At 74.4% G+C, this 23,731-nt stretch carries 22 protein-coding genes and 1 pseudogene; 15 read left to right on the top strand and 8 right to left on the bottom strand.

Annotated features, from left to right (window positions below; translation table 11 throughout):
* Positions 1-24: 24 nt before the first annotated feature.
* From HF526_RS02485 to HF526_RS02475, 3 genes are all read left to right on the top strand, one after another.
* The gene (locus HF526_RS02485; RefSeq protein ID WP_169379564.1) at positions 25-1,080 is read left to right on the top strand and encodes a sodium:calcium antiporter; all 1,056 of its coding nucleotides are present in this window, start codon (positions 25-27) and stop codon (positions 1,078-1,080) included.
* 81 nt (positions 1,081-1,161) lie between these two features.
* Positions 1,162-1,470: a hypothetical protein gene (locus HF526_RS02480; RefSeq protein ID WP_169379563.1), complete on the top strand. Its 309-nt coding sequence runs from the start codon at positions 1,162-1,164 to the stop codon at positions 1,468-1,470.
* 195 nt (positions 1,471-1,665) lie between these two features.
* Entirely contained in the window at positions 1,666-2,223 is a 558-nt protein-coding gene (locus HF526_RS02475; protein ID WP_169379562.1) for a DUF3558 family protein, read from the top strand.
* A gap of 10 nt (positions 2,224-2,233) precedes the next feature.
* Here HF526_RS02475 and efeB read toward each other — a convergent pair whose 3' ends face one another.
* The 5 genes from efeB to HF526_RS02450 all read right to left on the bottom strand — a co-directional run bounded on the left by efeB (position 2,234) and on the right by HF526_RS02450 (position 9,958).
* A complete protein-coding gene (efeB, locus tag HF526_RS02470) occupies positions 2,234-3,451 on the bottom strand; it encodes an iron uptake transporter deferrochelatase/peroxidase subunit (protein WP_169379561.1) in 1,218 nt (405 codons plus the stop codon).
* Between the two features lie 55 nt (positions 3,452-3,506).
* Complete coding sequence (efeU, locus tag HF526_RS02465; protein WP_338051245.1) at positions 3,507-5,591, bottom strand: iron uptake transporter permease EfeU; 2,085 nt, start codon at positions 5,589-5,591, stop codon at positions 3,507-3,509.
* 261 nt (positions 5,592-5,852) lie between these two features.
* Entirely contained in the window at positions 5,853-6,422 is a 570-nt protein-coding gene (locus HF526_RS02460) for a hypothetical protein (RefSeq protein ID WP_169379560.1), read from the bottom strand.
* Positions 6,419-7,870, bottom strand: coding sequence for an alkaline phosphatase family protein (locus HF526_RS02455; RefSeq protein ID WP_169379559.1), 1,452 nt, complete (start codon positions 7,868-7,870; stop codon positions 6,419-6,421). Before HF526_RS02455 ends, HF526_RS02460 begins: the two co-directional genes overlap by 4 nt.
* A 147-nt stretch (positions 7,871-8,017) precedes the next feature.
* A complete protein-coding gene (locus HF526_RS02450; protein ID WP_169379558.1) occupies positions 8,018-9,958 on the bottom strand; it encodes a penicillin-binding transpeptidase domain-containing protein in 1,941 nt (646 codons plus the stop codon).
* A 398-nt stretch (positions 9,959-10,356) separates the two neighbouring features.
* On the opposite strand from HF526_RS02450, the gene HF526_RS02445 reads away from it, so the two are divergent.
* Together HF526_RS02445 and HF526_RS02440 are read left to right on the top strand one after the other, a co-directional pair.
* Entirely contained in the window at positions 10,357-11,145 is a 789-nt protein-coding gene (locus tag HF526_RS02445; RefSeq protein ID WP_169379557.1) for a GntR family transcriptional regulator, read from the top strand.
* Between the two features lie 72 nt (positions 11,146-11,217).
* The gene (locus HF526_RS02440) at positions 11,218-12,627 is read left to right on the top strand and encodes an MFS transporter (protein ID WP_169379556.1); all 1,410 of its coding nucleotides are present in this window, start codon (positions 11,218-11,220) and stop codon (positions 12,625-12,627) included.
* 457 nt (positions 12,628-13,084) lie between these two features.
* Here the strand turns inward: HF526_RS02440 and HF526_RS02435 are convergent, their stop codons facing one another.
* From HF526_RS02435 to HF526_RS02425, 3 genes are read right to left on the bottom strand one after another with little or no spacing between them, the layout of a single operon-like run.
* Entirely contained in the window at positions 13,085-13,585 is a 501-nt protein-coding gene (locus HF526_RS02435; protein ID WP_338051244.1) for a MarR family winged helix-turn-helix transcriptional regulator, read from the bottom strand.
* A gap of 35 nt (positions 13,586-13,620) precedes the next feature.
* Positions 13,621-14,256 (bottom strand): copper chaperone PCu(A)C, encoded by a 636-nt coding sequence (locus tag HF526_RS36110; RefSeq protein WP_275403858.1) that lies wholly within the window; start codon positions 14,254-14,256, stop codon positions 13,621-13,623.
* Positions 14,253-14,561, bottom strand: a complete 309-nt coding sequence (locus HF526_RS02425; RefSeq protein ID WP_275403857.1) for an SCO family protein — start codon at positions 14,559-14,561, stop codon at positions 14,253-14,255. The genes HF526_RS36110 and HF526_RS02425 overlap by 4 nt, the downstream gene beginning before the upstream one ends.
* A gap of 120 nt (positions 14,562-14,681) precedes the next feature.
* Between HF526_RS02425 and HF526_RS02420 the strand changes: the two genes are divergently transcribed.
* The 10 genes and pseudogenes from HF526_RS02420 (at position 14,682) to HF526_RS02380 (ending at position 23,461) form a co-directional block, all read left to right on the top strand.
* On the top strand, positions 14,682-15,212 hold the full coding sequence (locus HF526_RS02420) for a nitroreductase family deazaflavin-dependent oxidoreductase (RefSeq protein WP_211176675.1): 531 nt from the start codon (positions 14,682-14,684) through the stop codon (positions 15,210-15,212).
* A gap of 191 nt (positions 15,213-15,403) precedes the next feature.
* Complete coding sequence (locus HF526_RS02415) at positions 15,404-15,829, top strand: hypothetical protein (RefSeq protein WP_169379553.1); 426 nt, start codon at positions 15,404-15,406, stop codon at positions 15,827-15,829.
* A gap of 116 nt (positions 15,830-15,945) precedes the next feature.
* The gene (locus HF526_RS02410; protein ID WP_169379552.1) at positions 15,946-16,716 is read left to right on the top strand and encodes a histidine phosphatase family protein; all 771 of its coding nucleotides are present in this window, start codon (positions 15,946-15,948) and stop codon (positions 16,714-16,716) included.
* A gap of 151 nt (positions 16,717-16,867) precedes the next feature.
* On the top strand, positions 16,868-18,136 hold the full coding sequence (locus HF526_RS02405; RefSeq protein WP_169379551.1) for an MFS transporter: 1,269 nt from the start codon (positions 16,868-16,870) through the stop codon (positions 18,134-18,136).
* Positions 18,137-18,262: 126 nt separating this feature from the next.
* Positions 18,263-18,352: pseudogene (locus HF526_RS35000) on the top strand (hypothetical protein); the annotation flags it as partial.
* An 80-nt stretch (positions 18,353-18,432) separates the two neighbouring features.
* Positions 18,433-19,344, top strand: a complete 912-nt coding sequence (locus tag HF526_RS02400; RefSeq protein WP_338051243.1) for an ABC transporter substrate-binding protein — start codon at positions 18,433-18,435, stop codon at positions 19,342-19,344.
* Between the two features lie 35 nt (positions 19,345-19,379).
* Complete coding sequence (locus tag HF526_RS02395; protein WP_420821578.1) at positions 19,380-20,300, top strand: ABC transporter permease; 921 nt, start codon at positions 19,380-19,382, stop codon at positions 20,298-20,300.
* The gene (locus HF526_RS02390; protein ID WP_338051242.1) at positions 20,297-21,097 is read left to right on the top strand and encodes an ABC transporter permease subunit; all 801 of its coding nucleotides are present in this window, start codon (positions 20,297-20,299) and stop codon (positions 21,095-21,097) included. The genes HF526_RS02395 and HF526_RS02390 overlap by 4 nt, the downstream gene beginning before the upstream one ends.
* Complete coding sequence (locus tag HF526_RS02385) at positions 21,094-22,680, top strand: ABC transporter ATP-binding protein (RefSeq protein WP_338051241.1); 1,587 nt, start codon at positions 21,094-21,096, stop codon at positions 22,678-22,680. The genes HF526_RS02390 and HF526_RS02385 overlap by 4 nt, the downstream gene beginning before the upstream one ends.
* 364 nt (positions 22,681-23,044) lie before the next feature.
* Positions 23,045-23,461, top strand: a complete 417-nt coding sequence (locus HF526_RS02380; protein ID WP_169379548.1) for a CBS domain-containing protein — start codon at positions 23,045-23,047, stop codon at positions 23,459-23,461.
* Positions 23,462-23,731: the final 270 nt, after the last annotated feature.

Below are 23,731 nucleotides of genomic sequence, written 5' to 3'. Positions count from 1 at the left end.
CTCCCGCGGCGCGGGAGGGTGGAAGTGGTTCACGTCCTGCTGCTGCTCGGCTGCGCAGTGGTCATCTATCTGGCCTGCGAGTGGTTCGTCAACGCCGTCGAATGGCTCGGCCTCCAGCTCGACGTCGGCCCGATGGCCGTCGGCACCGTCCTGGCCGCGGTCGGCACCGCGCTGCCCGAGAGCGTCGTGACCCTGGTCGCGGTCACCATCGGCCGCGGCGACCACGGCGCCGACATCGGCGTCGGCGCGGCGATGGGTGGCCCGCTGGTGGTCGGGACGATCGCGTACGCCGTGGTCGGCGCGACGCTCATCGCCCGCCGCCGGACGGCGCGTCGCGCCCGGGAGGTCACGGCGCGCACCGGCCGCTCGGACGCCGGTCCGGGTGGCGGCGCTGCCGAGACCGCCGACTTCGCCGGAGTCGACACCCGCCGGCTCGCTCGCGACCAGACCTGGTTCCTGGCGATCTTCGCGGTCAAGCTCGGGCTCGGGCTCGTCGCGTTCGCGATCAAGCCCTGGCTGGGGATCGTCTTCTTCGCCGTATACGGCCTGTACTTCTGGCGTGAGATGCGCGGGGACTCCGCGTCGGCCTCCGAGGCGCTGGAGCCGCTCAAACTCCAGTCCCGGCGGGCCGTCCCGTCCCGGATCGCCGTGCTGGCCCAGACCCTGGTCGCCCTCGGCGTGATCTTCGCGGCGTCGCAGCTGTTCGTCGGCCAGCTCGAGTGGGCCGGCCCTGCGCTCGGGCTCGCCCCGGTGGTCGTGGCCCTGCTGCTGTCGCCGATCGCGACCGAGCTGCCCGAGATCATGAACGCCCTCATCTGGGTGCGGCAGGGCAAGACCCAGCTGGCGCTGGCCAACATCTCGGGGGCGATGATGATCCAGGCCACCATCCCGTCAGGTCTCGGCCTGATGCTCACCCCGTGGCGGTTCGGCGCCCCGCTTCTGCTCGCCGGGATCGCCACGATCGCCGCCGTCGGCTGTCTGCTCTGGCTGCTCCGCACGGGCCGGCTCACCGCCGGGCGGCTCACGGCCGCGGCGGTGTTCTACAGCGCGTTCGCCGTCGCCCTGGGCCTCGCCGCCTGATCCGTGCACATCCGTGATCCGAATCGGTGAACCGTCGGCCGGGTCGACAACGTGTTCATCATCCGGGTCCACCCTCATCAGATGTTCTTCATCGGCCCGTGGGCTGACGAGGCGACCGACGCGCACGAGCGGCACGTCGCCGGCGGATTCCCCGACGGCACGTACAGCGACATCTGGACCGACGTCACCGACCGGCCTGCGGGAACGTTCCTCGCCTACGCCCCGGCCTGTGAATGCGGCCGGCGGGGTGCGGACCAGGCGGCCACCGGCGACGGACACCTGCGCTGCCGGCGCGCATGGGTCCACGACCACTTCCAGACCCTCGATCCGGTCCGCCGGCCCGCCGCGCTGGGCCGGCGGCCCGAACTCGAGCGGGACTTCCTGAGCTGAGCCGGGCCGGACGACGCCGGCCGGGTTCGCACGGGTGGTCCGCGCAGTACGAGCCGAACATCCCGCGGCGCCGGCCTGGCCCGGCGCGGCGTCCGCACCCACACTGGAACAGGGCCGGCCGGTACCGGAGCGTTCTCCCGGGGCAGCCCCGCTCATCGCGCACGGAGCGCAACCCGCCAGGGGAAGGACGACGTCGTGCGTGCATCGTTACCGGTGTCGTGGACCGTGGTGGTGCTGATGACCGTCGCCGGGTGCGCCACCGCGACGACAGCCCCCGCACCGCTGGCACCGCCCATCACCCTCGACCAGCTCGACGCGGCGCGGTACGCCGACAGGCCCTGCGACCTGCTGACGCCCGAGCGGTTGGCGCAGCTCCGCCTGGCCGCGCCGGGCGCCGTGGAGCACACCGCCGACGGCACGGTCTGCGGCTGGACCGCCCAGGCGCCCGCGCACACGTCGCTCTCGGCCGGGGTGGACCGCAAGCGCACCCTGGAAGACCTCTATCGCAGGCGGCCGGAGTTCGCCACCTTCGGGCCGATCGACATCGCCGGCTACCCGGCTGTGAACACCACCGGCGGCGGGCAGGCCGCACCGGGCGCCTGCACGGCGCACGTGGCCGTGGCCGACACCGCGACGGTCACCGTGACCGCCGACGAAGCCGGGACCGGGCAACCCGGTTCGGCGGATCCCTGCCCGGAGGCCGACAAGATCGCCACCGCGATCGTGGGGCAGCTCGAGGCCGGCTCCCCGTGAGTGCGGCCGGTCAGCCGAGAAGGGTGCGGCCGTACCAGTCACGGGTGTCGGCGACCCCGGGCAGCGCGAAGAAGTACCCGCCGCCGTAGGGCTGGATGTAGTCGACCAGCGGTTCGTTGATCAGCCGGGTCTGGACGGTCTCGAACTGGGCGGCCAGGTCCTGCTGGTAGCAGCAGAACACGAGCCCGGCGTCGAGGTTGCCGTTGGCGTCGACGCCGCGGTCGTAGTTGTACCCGCGGCGCAGCAGCCGGCTCGCGTTGCTCTGCGAGGTCCGGGGGTTGGCCAGCCTGATGTGCGCGGTGGTCGGGATGACCTTGCCGTCGGGGTCGCCCGCGTAGTTCGGGGTGTCGAACTCGGCGGAGCCGTCCAGCGGGGCACCGGTGTCGCGGCGCCGTCCGAACATCTTCTCCTGCTCGTTGATCGACACCCGGTCCCAGAACTCGATGAGCATGCGGATGATCCGGACGACCTGGTAGGTACCGCCGGTCGCCCAGGCCGGCTCGCCGGCGCCGGGCCGCACCCAGACGAGATCGTCGGTCTGGGTCGGGTTCGCGATGCCGTCCTTGAAGCCCAGCAGGTTGCGCGGGGTCCCCGACGGCCGCGGGGGCGAGACGAACCCGTCCATCCGGTAGCGCAGCTGCATCCCGCCCCGGGTGTGCTTGGCGATGTCGCGCAGGGCGTGGTGGACGGTGTCGGTGTTGTTCGCGCAGATCTGCAGCAGGAGGTCGCCGTGGCACCAGGCGGGATCGAGCGCGTCGTTCGGGAACGTCCGCATCGGGGTCAGCTTGGCGGGCCGCTGCGCGGCCAGCCCGAAGCGGTCGTCGAACAGCGTGGAGCCGGCGGAGAGGGTCAGGGTGAGCCCGTCGGCCGGCACGGCCGGGCCGAGCACGGCACTGTCCGACGGCGGGGAGCCGACGCCGAGGTCCGGCGGGGTGCCGCCCGCGGTGAGGAAGCGGGCCCGCTCGGTGAGGGTGCGGAACAGGGCCACCAGATCGGCCCGGTCGGCGGTCGTGACGTCGAACGCGGCGAAGATCGCCGCGGCCTGCGGTGGGGTGAACACCCCGGCCTGGTTGGGCCCGTGGAACGCCACCACGTCGGGGGCCGCGGTGGCGTGCGGCGCGGTCTGCCCGTCGGCCCGCGCTCCGGCGGCGAGCAAGCCCCCGGTCAGTGCGGTGCCGGCCACTCCGGCTCCGGCCCCCTGCAGGAACCTGCGCCTGTTCAGCTCCACTGCGGGTCGTGCTCCTCTCGATGGTCACGGCTGTGCCGGTGGGGTGGATGGTCGGTCACTGTCGGACCTCAAGCAGGTCGGGAACCGGGGAGAGGGTCTCGAGCAGTTGCCCGGTCGCGGCGTTCACCTTCTGCCGGGTGGCCAGCGGGGCGGTGGCGGGGGAGAGCCATCCCGAGCCGGTCTGCGTGGCCTGCAGCGCCTGCTGCAGCACGGACATCTGTTGCCGTGCGGCCGGCAGCAGGCCGGGGCGCCGGGCGTCGATCAGGGGCGCGAGGTCGGCGAGCACGACCTGGGTGGCCTCCAGGTCGGCCAGGGTCTCGGGATATGCGGCCCCGGCGCCCTGGTCGCTCATCCCGGACAAGTGGTCGCGCAGCGCGTCCTCCAGGATCTCGTGCGCGCGGACCGGAAGCTGGGTCGGGTCGTCGGTGACGGTCGGGAGCTTCTGGCGCAGTGTGTCGACGTCGGCCACCAGTTGGTCCGCGACGGGGGCCAGCGCAGCGGCGGGCTGCCCGTGCCACAGACCGAACTCCAGCCGGCGCAGCCCGGTGAAGCCGGGATCCCGGGTACCGGCGGGCAGGCCGCGCGGGGAACCGTCGATGGCGTCGGCGGAGTCCCCGAAGCTGCCGTAAGCGGCGCCGAGGCGCTCCCAGGTGAGCTGGGCGGGCAGCCAGTCGGCACGGGCGCGATCGAGCTGCCCGGTCGCGAGGTCCGAGCGCAGGGTGGCGACCTGGGCGGCCAGCGTCGCCAGTTGCGTGGCGGCGTAGCCGCGGTAGGCGGCGGTGGGTGCCTGCAGGTCGTTCTCCGAGACCGCCAGCACCACCGGCGGTGCGGCCTGATCGGCGGCTCCGGCGGCGTGGGCGGTGGCGGACAGGCGCACCGGCTGCCCGGCCATGGCGCAGCGCCAGGCGTAGTCCCCCACGGGCAACGTCACCGCCATCGAGCGCTGCGTGCCCGGGCCGAGCCCCTCGATCTCACCGAGGATTCCGCCGTCGCCGGCCCGGACGAGGTAGATCTCGCCGCTGCTGCCCGACTTGTTGGCGACCGTGAAGGTCTGCGGGCCGGCCGGTGTCGTCGTCCAGCCGGCGGCGCAGGCCGAGTCGCTGATCGTCACCTGCTGGTTCGCCGTGGTGCTCGTCGAACCGTGGAACATCGCGAACCCTGCGGCCGCCAGCAGCGGCACCAGGACGACCGCGGTCACCGCGATCCAGCGAACCGGTCGGTGGCGCGGCCGGGCCGGCGCCGCGGTGGCGGGCCTGGACGACGGGGCGGTGGCGGGTTCGTCGCCGGTAGGCTGGGCGGTGGCGGGCTGCTCGGCGGGTACCGGCGCCGGGCGCCGCGCATGGTGCAGCAGCAACGTCGTCACGACGCCCACGTAGGTCAGGTAGGCCACGACCTGGAGCCAGGTCATGGCCGGCGCCAGGTTGGTGACGCCGCTGACGAGGGTGACCCACCAGGCGTCGGCTGAGATCCGCGCCGACAGGTCGAACGCCAGCCAGGAGTGGCCGGGCAGCACCCCGGCGTTCTGCAGTTCGCCGAGGCCGTAGGCGAGCACGCCCGCGGCGATGACGACCAGGGCGACCCCGGTCCGGGAGAAGAAGGTGCCCAGGTTGATCCGGACCGCCCGGCGGAACAGCAGCCGGCACAGCCCGATCGCCGCCCCGAGCCCGACCGCCGCGCCGACCAGGGGGGCGAGGGTGCTGCCGGAGGCCTGCACGGTCGTCCACAGGAACAGAGCGGTCTCCAGGCCCTCGCGGCCGACGGCCAGGAACGCGGTGGCGGCGAGAGCCTGCGGGCCGATCTCCAGGGCGTGGCCCACCTTCGTCCGCAGCTCACCGGACAGGTGCCGGGCGGTCCGGCGCATCCAGAAGATCATCGCCGTGACGAGTCCGACCGCGAGCAGGCTCAGCGTTCCGCCGAGGATCTCCTGGGCCTGCGCGGGCAGCGAGGACTCGGAGAAGGTGAGCACCGCGCCGAAGCTCAGCGCGAGCGTCACCGCTGCGAGCACGCCCAGCCAGACGGGCGTGGTGGACGTGCGTTGCTCACGTTTGTGAACGGCCGCGAGCAGAATGCTCACGACCAGGCCGCCCTCGAGGCCCTCCCGCAAACCGATCAGCAGGTTCGGAACTGCATCAGCCCACACGACCAGACCTTCAGATAGGCAACCCAAAGTTATTTCGAGGGTCACCTTACAAAGTGGCCTCGAAGGGGGGTAGTGGTGTGTGCCACTGTCGTGTGCCACTGTCTCGCACGTCGATGGCCGCCGGCCGACGCACGGGCCTTGATCAGCAGGTTCGGGACATTTCGGTCATACGTGGCCGCCATGTCCCGGAACCGGTGATCACTGCCGGGAATCCTCCGGATCGGCCTGTTCGGATTGCCGGTGAAAATGCGCGAACCGCTGTCAGTCGAGTTCGACCGTGAACGTCCAGACGGCCACGACCGCACCTCGGTAGCGCCAGGTGATCTGGGCGGCGCCCGAGTGGAAGGTGCCGGCCAGTTGCAGGGTGGCCGGCCGCGTGGGGTCCGAGGTGGCCGCGGCCGGCCCGACGACGTCGAGCGGGATGTCCCTGCCGTGGTCGTCGCGGGAGGTGAAGTCGCCGGCCTGCAGCGCAACGGTGCCGGTATCCGTCCTCGCCTCGACGCGGATGGCGGCCCGGGCCTGCTCGACCGGGAGCCGGGCGCCCGCAGGCAGGTCGATCTGCGGTCCGAGCGCGGTGACGGTGCCGGTGCCCGTGCCCGGCAGGGTCGCCGCGACCGCGCCGCCCATCGCCATGATCTGCGGGTGGCCGGGAGCCGCCGGCACCGGGGTGGCCGGGGCGGCCGCAGTGGGGATCGGCACGGCGCCGAGCCGGGCGACCACCTCGTCGGCGGTCGGGCCGGCCGCCGACGCGCAGCCGCTCGCCGCGAGCAGGCAGGCCGCGGCGACGGGGACGAGCAGCCCGGCGCGGCGGGCGGACCGGGACCGGTTCACTTCACCGGCACCGCCGGCGCGGTGACGACCGGGTTCTCCGCGTCCTGCGAGCTCGCGGTGGCCGGGTAGACGGCCGTCCCCGAGGCGGCGGGCCGCAAGGCCCTGCCGTCCGGGTTGTTGTAGACGTCGGGGCCGAAGGGACGCAGCCCCTGGGCGGCCGCGTAACCCAGGTGTCCGTCGCCGTCGGAGCCACCATGGCTGATCCCGTAGAGGTCCTCCATGCTGCGCAGCCAGCTGTAGTGGTTGTACGGCTGGTCGGTGACCGATCCCGGGCGGATGAAGCGGCTGATGAACACCGCGCCGGTGATCCCGCCGCCCGGGGTGGTGTCCTGGCCGAACGCCTGGAACCCGGGCTGGGCGGTGTTCGGGCCGGGCAGCTCGTTGCAGCAGGCAACGACCGACTGGGCGGTGTCGGTCGGGGTGTTGAGGCTCGCGGTGCCGTTGCCGGTGAAGTCGGCGATCGAGTTGCCGTACATCTTGTACGGCGGGAAGGCCTCGTCGAACAGGATCTGGATCATGCCGTCGTGCTGGAACGCCGGCGACTTCATGATCTGCGGGATCACCCGCTGCAGGAACAGGTCGGCCGCGTACAGCCCGCCCTGGTGGTTGTTCGGGTCGCCGGAGAGGTTGTCGCCCTTGCAGGTCGCGTCGTGGGCGTCCGAGCAGTTGTCCGGGGTGATCCAGGAGAAGCGTGGGGTGGTGGCCTCGCTGGCCAGGTCCTGGGCGAGGCCGCTCGCCGCCGGGTGGCCGGCGGTCGCGGGCAGGCCGTCCAGCGGCACGACCCGCGCGCAGTCCGCCGGCTTGTCGATCAGCGAGTGGAACCACGGCGCCGGGTTGTGCTTGGCGACGTACTGGTCCTCGGCGGTCGCCCCGCTGGGATCGGGCACGCCGGCGCCGGTGGGGGAGCCCGGGATGCCGCACTGGTAGGCGTTCTCCCGGGACGGGGTCTTGCCCATGTCCTGGGCGTAGATCTTCCAGCTGACCTTCTTCTCGTCCAGCTGGTTGAACAGTGTCGGCACCGAGGCGGGATAGACGCAGCCGCTCGAGACGTGGACCTGGCCGTCGACCGCGGGGGAGCCGGGCTGTACGTCCTTGTACTGCGGGCAGTCGTTCTGGTTGTCGGGTGCGGGCGACTGGCCGGAAACGAGGCTGATGTAGTTGTCGAGGCTGTAGTGCCCGGTCCCGTAGTACTGGCGCAGGAGCAGGCCGTAGCTGGGCAGGGTCTTCCAGAGGTAGTCGTTCTGGTTCAGCCCGGTGAACGTCGACTCGTACGACTTGTTCTCCAGGATGATCGTCCAGACGTGTCCGATCCGGGGCGCGGCCGGTCGCCCGTCGCCCGCCAGAGCCGTGCCGGAGGTGGCGGTCAGCGTCGCCACGATCGTGGCCACCGCCATCGTCGCGGCGACGGCGAGACGCCGTCCGCGTCGCCCGAATGCGTTGCGCAGCATGGTTGTGTCGATCCTCTCGGACTCGCCCGACGGCGGATGGGCACATCGGCCGGGGACCGCAGCATCGCCCGATCGGGCGAGTCGCAGCTGTGTCCTGCGGGTCGTCGTGGTGACCGCTCGGTGAACAGTTCCCGGCGCGTCGCGGGGTCAGCCGTTCAGCGTGGTGAGGAACTTCTGCGCGATGGGGTTGGACGGCACCCCGCCGGTCTGCCCGTTCTCGACGAGCACCGTGAACGCCAGGTCGCCCTGGAAGCCGGTGAACCACGAGTCGGCCTGGGGCGGCGACGTGGTGCCGTGCTCCGCGGTGCCGGTCTTGCCCGACACCGGGCCGCCCGGGACCCCGGCCAGGTTCGTCGCCGTCCCGGAGGTGACCACCGCGCGCATGAAGCCGGACAGCGCGGGCGGGACCGTCGCCGGCAGCACGGGCGGCGGGTTCTTGGCCGCGGCGGGCTTGCCCGGGATCAACGACGGAGCCGGGGTGGAGCCGTGCACCACGGTGGCGGCCATCAGCGCCTCGGACAGTGGGCTGACCAGATCGGTGCCCTGGCCGAAGGCGTTCGCGGCCTGCCCGGCGGGGTCGGTCGCCGGGGTGTAGGAGCCGCTGAAGGAGTCGACGGGCAGTTGCCAGCCGGCGCCGAACCCGTACTCGGCGGCGGCCTTGTCGAGCGCGCCCGGCGGCAGCTTCTGGGACAGCAGCGAGAAGCTCGTGTTGCACGAGTGCGCGAAGGCGTCGGTGAGGCTGACGGTGCCCAGGTCGAAGGCGTTCTCGTTCGGGATGGTGCGCCCGTCGATCGTCACCGTGCCCGGGCAGGGCACCGGGGTGTCCGGTCCGGCGACTCCGCTGTCCACCACCGCGCTGGCGGTGACCATCTTGAAGGTCGAGCCGGGCGGATAGTGCCCGGCCAACGCGATGTCGAACGGAGCGCTCGCACTGTTGGCGACCGCGAGGATGGCGCCGGTGGACGGCCGGACGGCGACGATCGCGGCGTTCAGGCCCACCCCGGCCAGAGCGGACTCCGCGGCCTGCTGGACCCGCAGGTCCAGCGTCGTCGTGAGCGGGGTCCCGGGGCTGCCGCTGATCTTCCCGACCTGCGCCACCGTGCCCCCGCCGGGGTTGTGCACCTCGATGGTGGCGCCGGCCGTGCCGGCGAGCTGGGTGTTGAAGACCTGCTGCAGGCCTGACACCCCGATCTGGTCGGTGGGCAGGTAACCGGGCCCGGCCTGCTTGAGCGCCTCGGCGGTGGGCTGGGCGACCTGTCCGAGCAGCGGCTGGCCGAAGTGCGGGCTCGGGCCGATCACCTGTGTCGCGGACCGGAACACGGTGCCGGGCAGGTCGTGGATCCGGGCCTGCACGGCCTGGTAGTCGGGCTGGCGGAGGGTGATCACCGGTACGAAGTCGCCCGGCTTGGCCTTCTGCACCTCGGAGACGATGTCGCCCGCGTTGATGTTCAGGGTCGAGGCGAGCGTGGCGGCGAGGCCGTTCAGGTCGGTCACGCCCTGCGGCTGGACGCCCACGGTGACGGTGGGGACGTCGCTGACCAGCGGCCGGCCGGCGGCGTCGAGGATCGGCGCCCGCTGCGGCAGCGTGCGGTTCACCACCAGGGAATCGCCGGCCGCGAGCTGCGGGACCAGGTCCTGCGGCTGCCAGTGCACGCGCCACTGGCCGTCGCCGCCCTGGGCCAGGGCGAGCCCGCCGTCGTAACGCCAGGGCGCGGGCAGCCCGGCCAGCGTCCACGACGCGGTGAACGCCATCGTCGTGGTGCTGCCCTTCGTGGTGATCGCGCCCGGCGTCAGCCGGCTGCCGGTGGGGTTGAGCGACTTCTGGACGGCCTGCAGCACGGGCTGGGCCGCACCGGGGTCGTCGGTGGCCTGCGCCGCGGCCGCGAGGTCGCCCCGCGCCCACGCCGTCAGGAACGCCTGCCCGGCCTGCTGCTGGGCGTCGCCGGTGCTGGAACACCCGGTGGCGGTGAGCAGCGCAGCCGCCAGCACCGTTCCCAGCGCCGCGCGTCGCCGCGCCCCCAGCAGGAGCAGGACGACCCCGGCCCCGATCGCCAGACCGATCAGGACCACCATCGCCTGTTCTCCCATCGCCGGACCCCTCCTGTGCGCCGCGCGCCCTCGGCAGCCCCAGTCTGGGTGATGCCGGGGGCGGCCGCGACGCCGGGACCCGTTCGGCGCGGGGCCCCGGCCGGGGTGCCGAGCATCACCGGCAGTGAGCGCGCCCCGACGGCGAACACCTGGCTGATCGACGACCAGATACCGCGCACCACGATCGACGCCTGCGGGACGGGCCGGGTGCCGGCCTCCAGGCCCGGCGTCGACGCCGCGCCGGGCCGGATGACCGCCCCGAGCGCGGCCCCCGGGCAGGATCGCGCAGCGTGGACTCCTGCGGTCGGGCCGCCCCCGACCGGACGCCCCTCGTCGGATGTCCAGACATTAGGAATGCGGTAGGGTTCCCACGCACACCACCGTTGAACGAGGTCGGAATGTCGGCGCAGCAGCTGGATCGCAGGAGCCCGTTGCCGCTGTGGGCGCAACTGCAGGCGGACCTGCAGGAACGGCTGACAGCCGGCGAGTTCGACGCCGAGTTCCCCGGCGAGCTGGCACTCGTCGAGGCGTACGGCGTCAGTCGTTACACCGTCCGGTCCGCGCTGCGGGCGCTGCGTGAGGAGGGCCTGGTCGTCGCCGAACGCGGCCGGGCCCCGCGCGTCGCCGACCGCACGGAGATCGAGCAGCCGCTCGGGGCGCTCTACAGCCTGTTCGCCTCGGTCCAGGCGGCCGGGCTCGAGCAGCGCAGCATCGTGCGGGTCCTCGACATCCGGGCCGACGGCGTCGCCGCCGCCCATCTGGACCTCGACGGATCCACGCCGCTGCTCTACCTGGAGCGGCTGCGGCTCGCGGGCGACGCACCGCTCGCGCTGGACCGGGTCTGGCTGCCGGCCGCGATCGCCGGCCCGCTGCTCGACGCCGACTTCGGCCACACCTCCCTCTACGCCGAACTGGCCGCCCGCACCGGCGTGCGGGTGGACGCCGGCGAGGAGCAGGTGCGCGCCGTGGTCCCCAGTCCGGCCGAGCGCGCGCTCCTCGAGATCGACCCGTCGATCGCGGCGTTCTCCATCTCCCGGGTCGGGCGCGCCGGCCGCCGGCCGGTCGAACGCCGGCACACACTGGTGCGCGGCGACCGGTTCAGCGTCACCGCGGCGTTCTCCAGCCGCCGCGGCAACCGCCTCGACGTGGCCACCCGGCTGCCGCGCGCCCGGATGGCGGGCGCGTAGGCCGGTGATGATCACGTTGACGACCCTGGTGCTGCCCGTGAGCCCGTCGCCGAGCGGCGGGCGGCTCGGCCGATGACCGGCGCGGCCGGGTGGCTCTCGGCGATGGGCCGTGAGCGGGCCCGCCCGGCGCGGCTGCGCGAATGGCCGCATGCCTGGTGGCTCGCGGTGGGCACGGTGTGCTTCGGGGCCTTCATGGGCCAGCTCGACGCCAGCATCGTCACCCTGACCTACCAGCCGCTGCAGGCGCAGTTCCACACCTCGCTGGCGGCGACCCAGTGGGTGTCACTGTCCTACCTGCTCACCCTGGCCACGCTGCTCATCCCGATCGGCCGGCTCTCGGACGCGCACGGCCGCAAGCTGCTCTACCTCTACGGCTTCGTGGTGTTCACCGCCGCCTCTGCGGCATGCGCCCTGGCCCCCTCGCTGGGTGCGCTGATCGCGTTCCGCGTCGTGCAGGCGGTCGGCGCGGCCATGCTGCAGGCCAACAGCGTCGCGCTGGTCACGACCAGCGCGCCGCCCGAGCGGATGCGGTTCGCGCTCGGGCTGCAGGCCACGGCCCAGGCCGTCGGGCTCGCGCTCGGCCCGACCGTCGGCGGTCTGCTGGTGTCCACGCTGGGCTGGCGCTGGGTGTTCGGGGTGAACGTCCCGATCGGCGTGGTCGCCGTGCTGGCCGGGATCTATCTGCTGCCCCGGACCCGGCACCGGACCCCGGTCAACGGGTGGGACGGGATCGGGCTGGGCCTGCTCGGCGTCGCCATCACCAGCCTGCTGCTGGGCATCTCGGCGGCGTCCGGGCTGGCCCTGCCGATGTGGGCCACCGTGGCGCTGCTCGGGCTGGCCGCCGGAACCGGCGCCGCGTTCTGGCGCCGGCAGCAACGTGCCGCCCAGCCGCTGCTGAACGTGGCGTTGCTGCGCAATCCGGCGGTGGCCGGTGGACTGCTCGGCGGGCTCGGCGGCTACCTGGTGCTCTTCGGCCCGCTGGTGCTGGTGCCGGTGGTACTCACCGGTGCCGGCAGTTCGGCGCTGCACGCCGGCCTGGTGCTGACCGCGCTGCCCGCCGGGTTCGCCGTGGCCGCGGCCGGGAGCGAGCGGCTGCTGCCGGCCTGCTGGTCGGACCGCGCGCGGGCGATGCTGGGTGCGCTCGGCGCCGCGGTCGCGCTGGCCGTGCTCCTTCTCGTACCGTTCATCGCGGCCTGGCTCGTCCCGGTCCTCGTCGTCCTGGGGCTCGCGCTGGGCACGTTCCTGCCGGCCAACAACGCGATCGTCATGGGGGCCATCCCGGTGCGGTCCGCCGGAACCGGGGGAGGCCTGGTCAACATGACCCGCAGCCTCGGCACCGCCCTCGGTGTCGCCTTCGTGACCCTCGCACTGCACCTCGGCCCTGCGGGGGAGGGCCCCCGCCTCGCCGCAGCCGTGCTGGCCGCCGTCGCGGTCGTCGCCGCGGCCACCGCGGTGCGCGCTCCCCGCGACCCGGCGGCCTGACCGCGCCGGTCGCCCGGATCGCTGCCGCAGCGCGCGGCTGCCCGTGCCCGCCGCCGCACGGTGCGATGCTCGGTGCATGCGCCCGCGCGTCGCGCTGCTGTCGTTCCGGGCGCCGTTCGGGGCGCGCTGCCCGCGGGCCGCACGTGCGTGGAGTTCCGTCGCGGCCCGGTCCGCATCGGGCCCGGTGATGTGTGCTCGTCTACGAGACGGCGCCGGTAGGGATGATCACGGGCGTCGCACGGGTGGGCGCCGTCCGCAGCGGCACCGGCCCGGAGCCGGCGGCCCTGGAGAGCTCCGAGGAGCCGACCGGAGATCGCTGAGGTCGAGCGGCTGGACACGCCGGTGCCGCTGTCGGCGCCGGGCCTGGACCGGCCGCCGCGTTCGTATGCGTGGCTGCCGGCCGAGCAGGTCCATCCGGAGACGCCGGCCGGCGCGCGCTGTCGCGGATCACACGCGGCTAGGACCAGCCCAGCCCGACGGCCATGTCCCGCTCGGGCACTTCGCCGGCGGCGTCGGCGATGGCCCGCAACGCGGAGATCACCAGCTCGTGCTGCTCGGCCGGCAGGTCACCCAGCAGCCGCTCGAACTCCTCCCGCCGGCGCTGCGTCACCTCCACGACGAGCTCCCGGCCCCGGGGGGACAGCGCGACCTTGACCGCCCGCCGGTCGGCGGACTGCCGCTGCCGGCGCACCAGGCCGGCGCGGGAGAGCCGGTCGCACAGCCGGGTGGCCGACGACGGATTCACCCCGAGCGCGGCGGCGAGGTCGACGGCGCGCTGCGGCCCCCGGGAGGCGAGCACCACGAGCGCGCGGTACTGCGGCAGGCTCACCTCACCCGCGGCGGCCAGCGAGCGGGCCGCGATCGCCACCAGCACCCGGCTCGCGGTCATCACCGCGTCGACCAGCTCGTCGCTGCGGTCCGCGTCCGCCGCCGGCACCGGGCCCCCCGCCTCCTGCACGCCTGCAGCTTCGCACGGCCCCGCGGCCGGCGGGTTCACGGCCGAGGAAGCCGCGCCGGGTCAGCGGACGGCTGTGCCGTCGGGTGTCGTCCTCGCTCATCACATTCCCGATATCCCGGCATTCCTGGCCCGGTTGTGCCTGCGGCCGTGGGTTCCTGGTCCCGGGCCAGCACCGGCAGCTGCACGGTGACCGGCCCGGCGCGGTCGACGTCGAGCTCGACGGCGATCCGCCGGCCGGGCTGCACCTGCGGGTGTGGCTGCATGAGCATGATGTGCGGCCCGCCGGTGCGCAGCGCGACGGTCGCGCCCGCCGGAATCTCCAGGCGCGGGATCGACACCATCACCTCGGCACCCGGGGCGCCGGGCTGGTTGGTGTGCAGCTCGGCCGTGTCGGCCGCCTGGTGCGGACCCCGGTGAGGGCGTCCGGCTCGGTGCCGCCGTTGTGCACCGTGAGGTAGGCGACGGTGCTGTCCGGGCTGGGGGCTGGCGGACCCAGCCGTCGGTGATGCTCGGCGCACCGACCGTCGCGGCGGCCGGCGGAGCTCGCGCTGGTGTGGTGGCCGGTGTGCCGTGCGGCGTGGTGCCCGAGGCGGTCGGTGCGCCGCACCCGGCCCGCGCGAGCAGGGCGACGATCCGGCGGGTACCGCTGCGGCGGTTCGACGACGGGTCATCGGGCGTCGCTCCCGGCGAGCAGCGGGGGGATGTCCTGGGCGATGGCCGCCGGCGCGACGCCGCTGTCGTCGATCTCGCGGGCCTGGGCCTCCCGCCCGTAGGCCGGGACCTGCGCGCCGTGGGTGACCTGGTAGCCGCCGTCGGTGGTGACCGGCGGGGTGATCCCGATGCCGGGGGCCCGGGCTCGGGCCACGATCTGATCGATCGGGCCGGTGGCGCCGATGAAGGCGGGAGCGAACTGGTCGAGCCAGGTGCGCATCTGCTGCGGGGTGTCGCGGGCCGGGTCGGGCGCCACCATGATCATCTGGTGCGGGCGCGGGTGGCGGCGTCGACCGAGTGGACGGCCTGTGCGAGCGCCACGGTTCGTCCGCGCCGTCACAAATCGATGTAGCCAGCAGTAATTGCCGCATGCAAAGCTACGCCCGTGCACGAAAGCCGGTGGTCGCGGTGGGACGGGCCGCCCAGTTCGGCCCGGACGGCGGCGCAGGCGCTCTGCGGCGGGCTGCGCGCGGCGGCCTTCCGTGCCCCGGTGCTGCTGTTCGACATCGGCGCGGCCCGCTTGCTGGGGCACCGGTTCCTCTTGCTGACCCATCGGGGCAGGCGGACCGGGCTGGTGCACCGCACCGTCCTGGAGGTGATCGGATGGGACCCGCTCCGGCGGGAGGCCACGGTACTGGTGGGCTTCGGGCCCCGCGCGGACTGGTTCCGCAACCTCCGGCGCGGCGGAGGCCTCGAGGTGCGGGCCGGTGACGATCGGTTCGTGCCCGTGCACCGGGTCCTCGACGTCGCGGAAGCGGCCGAAGCCCTCGCCGGCTACGAGCGGCGCAATCGGATGATCACGCCCGTGCTGCGGGCGATTCTGTCCCGGTTGGCCGGGTTCGACTACGACGGAACGCCGGAGGCCCGGCTCCGTCTCGTCGGCGAGCTGCCGATCGTCGCGGTCCGCCCCGCATGACGGCCGGCGCCCGGGTGCTCGACGGCGCAGAGGCGACCGCTGCCGGCCGGGTGAGTCCCTTCCCGTCGGCACGGCGCGGTTCGGGGATCCGGGTTGCCCCGATCCGTTCATCCTCCGTTCATCGGTGACCTTCGCCCCTGCCGAGGACCGGTGGAGACGACGACAGTCGCGGTCTGAGCGAGGAGGTACCGATGACCGAGACCGCAGACCCGCGTTCGACCGCCCGTCGCCCCGCGCAGCGGCCGGAACAGGGCCCGGAGGAACCGATCGCCGAGCGGGGCGCGGAAGCGGAGGAGGGCGAGCGCCCCACCGTTCCCGTTCCGCACCCGACGATGCCGCACATGGGTGTCTGGCACATCCCGGTGCCGCGCGTGTCCCTGCCTCGCCCGCCCGTGCCCCGCGGTGGGCTCGGCGGTGTCGCGGGCGATCTTCTCGTGCTCGGCGGCCTCGCGGCGGTCGCCGCCCTCGGCGTCGTCGAGTGGCCGGTGGCCGCGGTGGTCGGTGCCGGAGTCCTGATCGCCGAGCAGCGCGCCAAGGCCGTCGCGTCCGCCCGCAAGCAGGAGCCGCAGCGGAACGGGGCGACCGCCGAGGAGTCGGGCGAGCGCGTGGAGGAGTAGCGGCTCCCGGCACTCGGCCCGGCGGCTGTGTCCGCACTCGGGCGGCACGTCCGCGTGGGGTCGTTGTGCTCGCCGGGGCCGGATTGCCTCTGTCCGCTCCACCCGGGGAGAACGCGATGACCGGTACCTGCCATCGCCGTGACCTCGCGTATGAGGCCACGAGGATCGCGGCGCTGCTCGGCATCGCCGGGCTCGCCGTGGTCGGCTGTTCCCCGTCCGACGCGGCCTCCAGCTCACTCCCCAGCTCCTCGACGGCGATGCCGACAGCGGTGGCGCCCGCCGGGATCGCCGGGCCGGTGCAGGGGCAGGCCCTGGTGAGCGCGCTCCGCCAGGGTGGGCTGATCTTGTGGATGCGGCACACGGCGCGGGACAGCCGCTCGGGCGATGTCAGCGATCAGCAGGCCGGCGCCCACGACTGCGCGCAGCAGAGCGAGTTGACCCCGGAAGGTGTGTCCCAGGCCCGCGCGGTCGGCGAGGGAATGCGCTCGCTGGGGCTGCCGATCGCCGCGGTGCACACCGCACGGCTGTGCCGGACGCAGGCCACCGCGCAACAGCTCGACGTGGCGCCGGTGACCGACGATGCCCGGCTGGACGAGGCCACCACCTGGACCGACCGCGGCGGTGACAGCGCCTACCAGCAGGCCGTCGCCGCCATCCTGGCCACCCCGCCGCCCGCAGGCCGGGACGTCGTGGACGTCACCAGCCTGCTGACCATCCCGAACGCCCGGCCCGCGGTGCTGGCCGAACTGGGCGAGGGCGAGGTCGCGGTGTTTCGGCCACACCCCGATGGCGGTCCGGAACTGCTGGTCCGGATCGGCCGGGACGCCTGGCCCGCGCTGGTGCGCGCCGCGTCGAACACCCCCGTGCCCGCGACGCCCACCCGGTGATGTCAGCCGCCGGGCGGCCCCGCCGACCCGGCCGGGAAGCCCGCTGCCGGGTGTCGTCGGTGCGGCGGGGTGAGAGACAAATCGCCAAAAGCTGGCAATTGCAGAGTAGGCCGAACTAGGGTCCGATCATGTTGTGCGACGCGGGCCGCCCATGACCGACGGGCAGGGGTTCCGCTCGCTGACCCCGGCGGCGCGGTTGCTGGTGTTCAACCAGTTCGGCATCAACGTCGGGTTCTACATGGTGCTGCCGTTCCTGGCCTCGTACCTGCGCGACGACCTCGGTTACGGCGCCGCACTGGTCGGGCTCGTCCTGGGCGTCCGGAATCTGAGCCAGCAGGGCATGTTCCTCGTCGGCGGCAGCGCGGCCGACCGGCTGGGCTGCCGCCCGATGATCATTCTCGGGTGCGCCCTGCGGGTCGTGGCGTTCGGGGCGTTCGCGCTGTTCACGACGCTGCCCGGGATCGTGGTGGCGGCCGTGCTCACCGGCCTCGCCGGCGCCTTGTTCAACCCGGCCGTGCGCACCTACCTCACCCACGAGTCGCCCGGGCGGCGCGCCGAGGTGTTCGCCGTCTTCAACGTCTTCGCCCACGCCGGGGCGCTCGTCGGGCCGCTGCTCGGCGCGGCGCTGCTGCTGGTCGACTTCCGGCTGGTGGCGCTGGTCGCCTGCGCGGCGTTCGCGGTGCTGACCGTCGCGCAGGTGCTCGTGTTGCCGGCGCGGCCGACCGAGACGCAGGACCGCGGGGTGCTGGGCAGCTGGTGGGAGGTCGTGACCAACCGTCGCTTCGTGGCGTTCACCCTCTTCGGGGCGGCCTACTTCGCGCTGTACAACCAGCTCTACCTGGCGCTGCCGCTGGAGGCCCAGCGGGTCACCGGCTCGACGGCGTCGATCAGCGTGGTCTTCGTGGTGTCGACGGTGGTCGGCATCGCGCTGCAGGTGCGGCTGACCCGGTGGTTGCGGGCGCGCCGGCCGGCCGGATGGTGCGTGGCCGCCGGGCTGGCCACGATGGGGGCCGGCTTCGTGCCGCTGCTGGTCGCCGCCCCGCTCACCCCGACCCGTGCCGGTGCGGGGTCGCTCGGTGCTGCGGTGCTGGTCGCGCTCCCGGTGCTGGCCGGCACCGTGGTGTTCACGATCGGGATGGCAATCACCGACCCGTTCGTGATGGACCTGCTGCCGGTCGTCGGCAGCGAGCGGCTGGCCGGCACCTACTACGGGTTCTTCTATCTGGTCTCCGCGCTCGTCACCGCGGCCGTCGCGGCGCTCGTCGGGGCCCTCATCGACCTGCCCGGCCAGCGATGGGCGCCGCCCGCGGCGCTGATCGCGGTCGCCCTGCTCGGCGCGCTCGGCGTGGCACGGATGCACCGCCGCGGGCTGCTCGAGCTCCGTCCGGTCCCGGTCCCCGCTGCGAAGGAGGCCACGTGACCCGTCGGATCGGCCGCCGCGCCCTGCTCGCCGGGGCCGCCGCGACCGCGGTGGCGGTCCCGCCGGCGGCGTGCGCCGGCGCCGGCACCGGCGCTGTTCGACACCCTCGTCGGCTACGGACCCGACATGGCCCCGGTGCCCAGGCTCGCCGAGTCCTGGGAGGCCGACCGCACCGGGACGCGGTTCCGGATCCGGTTGCGCGACGTCCGCTGGCACGACGGCTCGCCCGTGACCGCTGACGACGTGCTCTACAGCTCCCGCCGGATCGCGGCCGGCAGGCTGATCGCCTCGGCGCCGTGGTCACCCGGTTCGACGGGCACTGGGGCGGCGCCCCGCGGCTCGACGCGGTCGAGTTCGTCCCGATCAACGACGAGAGCGCCCGCCTCGGCGCACTGCTGTCCGGACAGGTGCAGTATGCACATGATCTGCGGGCCACCAGCGCTCAGCAGATCGAGGGCAGCTTCCGGACCCGGCTGCTGGCGGCGCCGCGGGCCGTCATGCAGGCCGTCGTGCTCAAGGTGGACCGGTCGCCGTTCCACGACCCCCGGCTCGTCCAGGCCTTCCTGGCCGGTGTGGACCGCGAGGCGCTGGTGCGGGTGGCGCTGAACGGGCGCGGCGAGGTGGGCAACGACCTGTTCGGCAAGGGCCTGCGGTACTACGCGGACCACATCCCGCAGCGCACCGGCGACGTCGACGCGGCCCGGGCGCTGGTCCGCGAGGCCGGGGCGCAGGGGCTGCGGATCGAGCTGAAGACCAGCGGGGCCGATCCGGCCTTCGAACCCGCCTCGAGCCTGATCGCCGAGCAGTTGCACGAGGTGGGACTCGTCGTGGTGCCCCGGGTGGGGCCCGCCGAGACGCACAGCGCCGACGTCCTGGCCGGCGGGGTCGCCGGGCACTTCCGCAACGGTGCCCTGCCGCTGACCAACTACCTGCGCAAACGGGTGGTCGGTGCGACCAGTGGCAGCTACACGCGTTACCGGTCCCAGCAGGCCGACGACGTGTTCGCCGCAGCGCTGCGCAGCCCGGACGAGGCCGGCCGGGCGGCGCGGCTCGCCGAGTACCAGGAGCTGACCCGGGGCGTGTCGGGCACGGTCACATGGGGCTTGTGCGACTGGCTGGTCGGGATCTCCGCCGAGCTGGGCGGCGTCGAGGCGGCGGTGCCGAACTCGGTGCAGTGGGCCCGCTTCGACACCGCCACCCTGGGCTGAACGCCGCCGTGGGGCGCTACGCGTGGACCCGGTCAGTGGCCGGGGTGCTGCAGGTCGGTGCGGTCGTCGTGATCGTGTTCGGGCTGACCGCGCTGCTGCCGGGCGACACCGCGGTGGTGGTGCTCGGGGAGCAGGCGACCCCGGAGCAGGTGACGCGGGTCCGTGCGGAACTGGGGCTGGACGAGCCGCTCGGGTCCCGGTTCGCCGGGTGGCTCGGCGGCCTGTTCACCGGTGACCTGGGCAGCTCGCTGCTCACCGGCGTCCCGGTCGCCGACACCCTCGGCCCGCGGCTCGTCGTCACCGCCGTGCTCGCAGCGGCCACGCTGGCCGTCGCCGTGCCGGCCGCGCTCGCCGTCGGTCTGGTGTCCGGGCTGCGGGCCGGTGGGCGGCTCGACCGCGCGCTCAACCAGGCCGGGGTGCTCGCCCAGGCGGTCCCCGACTTCGCCCTGGGCCTGCTACTGGTCGCGCTGTTGTCACTGCAGCTGGGCTGGCTGCCGGCGACCGGCGCGGGCAGCAGCGGCGCGGCGCTGCTCGCCCAGCCCGCGGTGCTGGTGATCCCCGTGCTCGTGCTGGTGGTCCGGCAGCTCGCCGAACTCGCCCGGCAGGTCCGGGTCGGGGTGATCGACACGAACGCCGCGCCGTTCGTCGCGCAGGTACGGCGGCTCGGTCTGCCCGAGCGGCAGGTCCTCGCCCGGCACCTGCTGCCCGCCGCGCTGGTGCCGTCGGTCCAGCAACTGGCCCGCGGCGTGGACGGGCTGCTGGGCGGGGTCGTCGTGATCGAGTACCTGTTCGCGCTGCCCGGGCTGGGGTCGGGTTTCGTCGAGGCCGTGGCCGCCCGGGACCTGCCCGTGGTGCAGGCCTACGCGGTGCTGTTCGGCGTCACCACGGTGGCCGTCAACCTGGTGGCCGACCTCGCCGCGCACCGGCTGGTCCCGCAGCGGGAGCTGCTGCGGTGAGCGCGGGACGGATCGCCGGGGGCGTGCTGGTGGGGGTTCCGCTGCTGATCGCGGTGGCCGGGCCGGTCGTCGCCGCGCCGGCCCGGTCGGTCGCGGCGCCGCTGCAGCCCCCCGGCGGCGGTTTCCTGCTGGGCACCGACGCACTGGGCCGGGACCTGCTGGCGCTGGTGCTGCGCGGCGGGGCGAGCGTGGTCGGGCTGACCGCCGGAGCGCTGGCCCTGGCCTACCTGGTCGCGGTCCCGCTCGCGTTGTGCGCCGTGAGCAGCCGGCGCCGCTGGGTGGACGAGGCCCTCGTCCGCAGCCTGGACCTGCTGCTCGCCGTGCCGTCGCTGCTGCTCGTGCTGGTCCTCGCGGCCACCGGGCGGCGCGGGCTCGTCCCGCTCGTGCTGGCCGTGGCCCTGCTGCAACTGCCCGCGGTCCTGCGGCTCGTCCGCGCCGCGGCGCTCGCTCCCGGCTGTCGCGCGGCCGTGGAGGCGATGACGCTGCAGGGCGAGCCCTGGTGGCGGATCCACCTCGGCTACGTCGGCCGCGCGGTCCTGCCCGTCGCGATCGTCGACGCCGGCACCCGCACCGTGGGCGTGCTCGGGCTGCTGGCCTCGGCCAACTTCCTCGGCCTCGGGCTGCCGCCCGGCAGCGCCGACTGGGCGGTGCTGGTGGAGCAGAACCGCACGGCGCTGTTCCTGCAGCCGTTGGCCGTGCTCGTCCCCGCCGGGCTGCTGGTCACGCTGTGCGCCGGTCTGACCCTGCTCATCGACCGTGGCCTCGCCGCCCGATGCGCGCGGGAGGTGCGGGTGTGACGGTCCTGCGGGTGTCCGGCCTCGCCGCGCACGCCGGCGCCGCGCCGCTGCTGGCCGCGACCGATCTGGAGCTGGCGGCGGGTGAGGTGGTCGCGGTTGTCGGGGAGTCGGGCTGCGGCAAGACGACGCTCGGACTGGGCCTGCTCGGCGAGCACGCCGCCGGGGTGCGGCTGACCGGCAGTGTCCGGCTCGGGGCCGACGGCGCGGAGTTGGTGGGGCCGGCCGACCGGGAGCTGCGGGCCCGGCGGGCCGGCCGCGTCGGCTACCTCCCGCAGCAGCCCGCGTCGGCGCTGCACCCCGGGCGCCGCATCGGCGGGGTGCTCGGTGAGCTGGCCCGGTTGGTGCACCCCACCCGGGCGCAGCGCCGGGCGGCGGTCGCCGCCGCGCTGCGGGCCGCGCACCTGCCCGCCGATCGTGCGCTGCTGCGGCGTTACCCGCACCAGCTCTCCGGCGGCCAGCAGCAGCGGGTCGCGCTGGCCCAGGCGCTGGTCACCCGTCCCGGGGTGCTGGTGCTCGACGAACCCACCACCGGTCTGGACACCGTGACCCGGGCCCGGGCGCTCGCCGAGCTGGGTGAGCTGGTCGCCGGCGGCACCACCCTGGTGCTGCTCACCCACGACCTGGCGGCGGTGCGGCTGCTGGCCGACCGCGTCGTCGTGCTCGACCGCGGCCGGGTCGTCGAGCAGGGCCCGGCCGCGGGCGTCCTCGCCGCCCCGGCGCACCCGGCCACCCGGCGGATCGTCGCCGCCGAGCCGCGGCTGCGTACCGGGTCCGCCGGCCGCGCCGGGGCGCCGCCGCGGCTGCAGGCGAGTGGGTTGCGGGTGCAGCTGCGTTCCGGGGCGATCCTGCTCGACGGCGTCGACCTGGCCGCCGAAGCCGGGGAGGTCGTCGCCGTGGTCGGACGGTCGGGGGCGGGCAAGACCACGCTGGCGCGCTGCCTGGCGGGGCTGGTCGTGCCGACGGCAGGGCAGGTGCAGGTCGACGGGACCGTGCTGGCGGCCGACGCGCGGCGCCGCCGCCGCGCCGGGCTGCACGCGGTGCAGTACGTGCATCAGGACGCCCGGGCGTCGTTCGTGGCCCACCGGTCGGTCACCGCTCAGCTGGCCCGGACCGCCCAGCTGCTGCGCGGCGTGCCGGCTGCCGCCGCCCGGGAGGAGGCCCGCGAGCTGCTCGCTGCGCTGGGGATCGACGGGGCCGCAGCGGACCGCCGCCCGGCCGGCTTGTCCGGGGGGCAGCTGCAGCGGGCCGCCGTGGTCCGGGCGCTGCTCGCCCGCCCCGCGGTGCTGGTGTGCGACGAGATCACCTCGGCGCTGGACACCCACCGGCAGGCCGAGCTGCTCGCCGCCATCACCGCGCCCGCCGTGCTGGCCGGCGCCGCCGTCGTGCTCATCAGCCACGATCTCGCCCTGGTCAGCGGCGTCGCGGACAGCGTCTGCGTGATCGACGAGGGTCGCTGCGCCGAGCACCGGCCCACCCGGCAACTACTCGCCGAGCCGCGCACCGGGCCCACCCGGGCGCTGCTGGCCGCCGCCGCGACGACGGGTGCCGTCGTCGCGGATCACCGAGGGGAGAACACTCCATGACCCGTCCCGACTCCGGCCCGGCGAGCGGGCTCGCCCCCGACCTGGCCGGCCGGTGGATCGACCGGTGGGACGCCCAGCAGACCCGCTACATCGCCGACCGCGAGGAGCGGTTCGCGGTGATCGGGGATGTGGTGGCGCACGTGGTGCGCGACGAACCGTCGCCGCGCACGCAGCGTTGCTCACTGCAGCCGGGTTCGCCGCGGTCGGGCCGGTGTGGCAGTCCGGCGACGACCACGTGCTCGCGGCGCTGCGCTGACCGTGGTCCGGCGCAGCGCGAAAGCCGCCCCCGTGGTCGTTTCCGCCGGGTGGGACCGGGGGTAGGCCCAGGGGGACGGAACGAGCGAGTCGGCTTCAGGAGGAATCCGTGACCACCGCACGCGAGATCATGAGCGTCGAGGTGACCTGTGTGCGGACCGGCGACCCCGTGCACGAGGCCGCCGTCCGGATGGCCGACCTGGGTGTCGGTGCGTTGCCGATCTGTGGTGAGGACGATCGGGTGACGGGCATGCTCACCGATCGGGACATCGTGGTGAAGGTTCTCGCCCGGGGTGAGGACCCCCGCGCGGTGCGCGCCGGTGAGCTGGCTCAGGGCGACGTCGTGACCATCGGCGCCGACGACGACGCCGCCGACCTGCTGCGGACCATGGCCGAGCACAAGGTCCGCCGGGTACCGGTCGTCGACGGCCACCGGCTGGTCGGGGTGATCGCGCTGGCCGACGTCGCCCGGCGGCTGGACGACCCCGAGACCGGGTTGCTGCTCGAAGCCCTGTCCATGGATTGACGCCTCGACTCCTGTCCGTCCAGGCCGTCGTCGGCGGGCGGTCCCCGTATGGCTCGGGGCGGATCACCACGGTGGTGGTGGGTGGCGACGGCCCGGCGGCGCCGGGGCCACCGGCCGCTGCACCGGCTCGGCTCGGGCGTTGCCCCACCCACGATGAGTACACCTGGTTGTGGGTGTCGCGCTGCTCGGCATCGGTGGGTGTCGCGCTGCTCGGCATCGGTGAGAGCCGGCACCCCTCGACCGATCAGCTGCCGGACCGTGACCGATGGA

Source organism: Pseudonocardia acidicola, from assembly GCF_012911935.1.
GTDB classification, from domain to species: Bacteria; Actinomycetota; Actinomycetes; order Mycobacteriales; family Pseudonocardiaceae; genus Pseudonocardia; species Pseudonocardia acidicola.
This window is presented reverse-complemented; position numbering and strand designations above follow the sequence as displayed.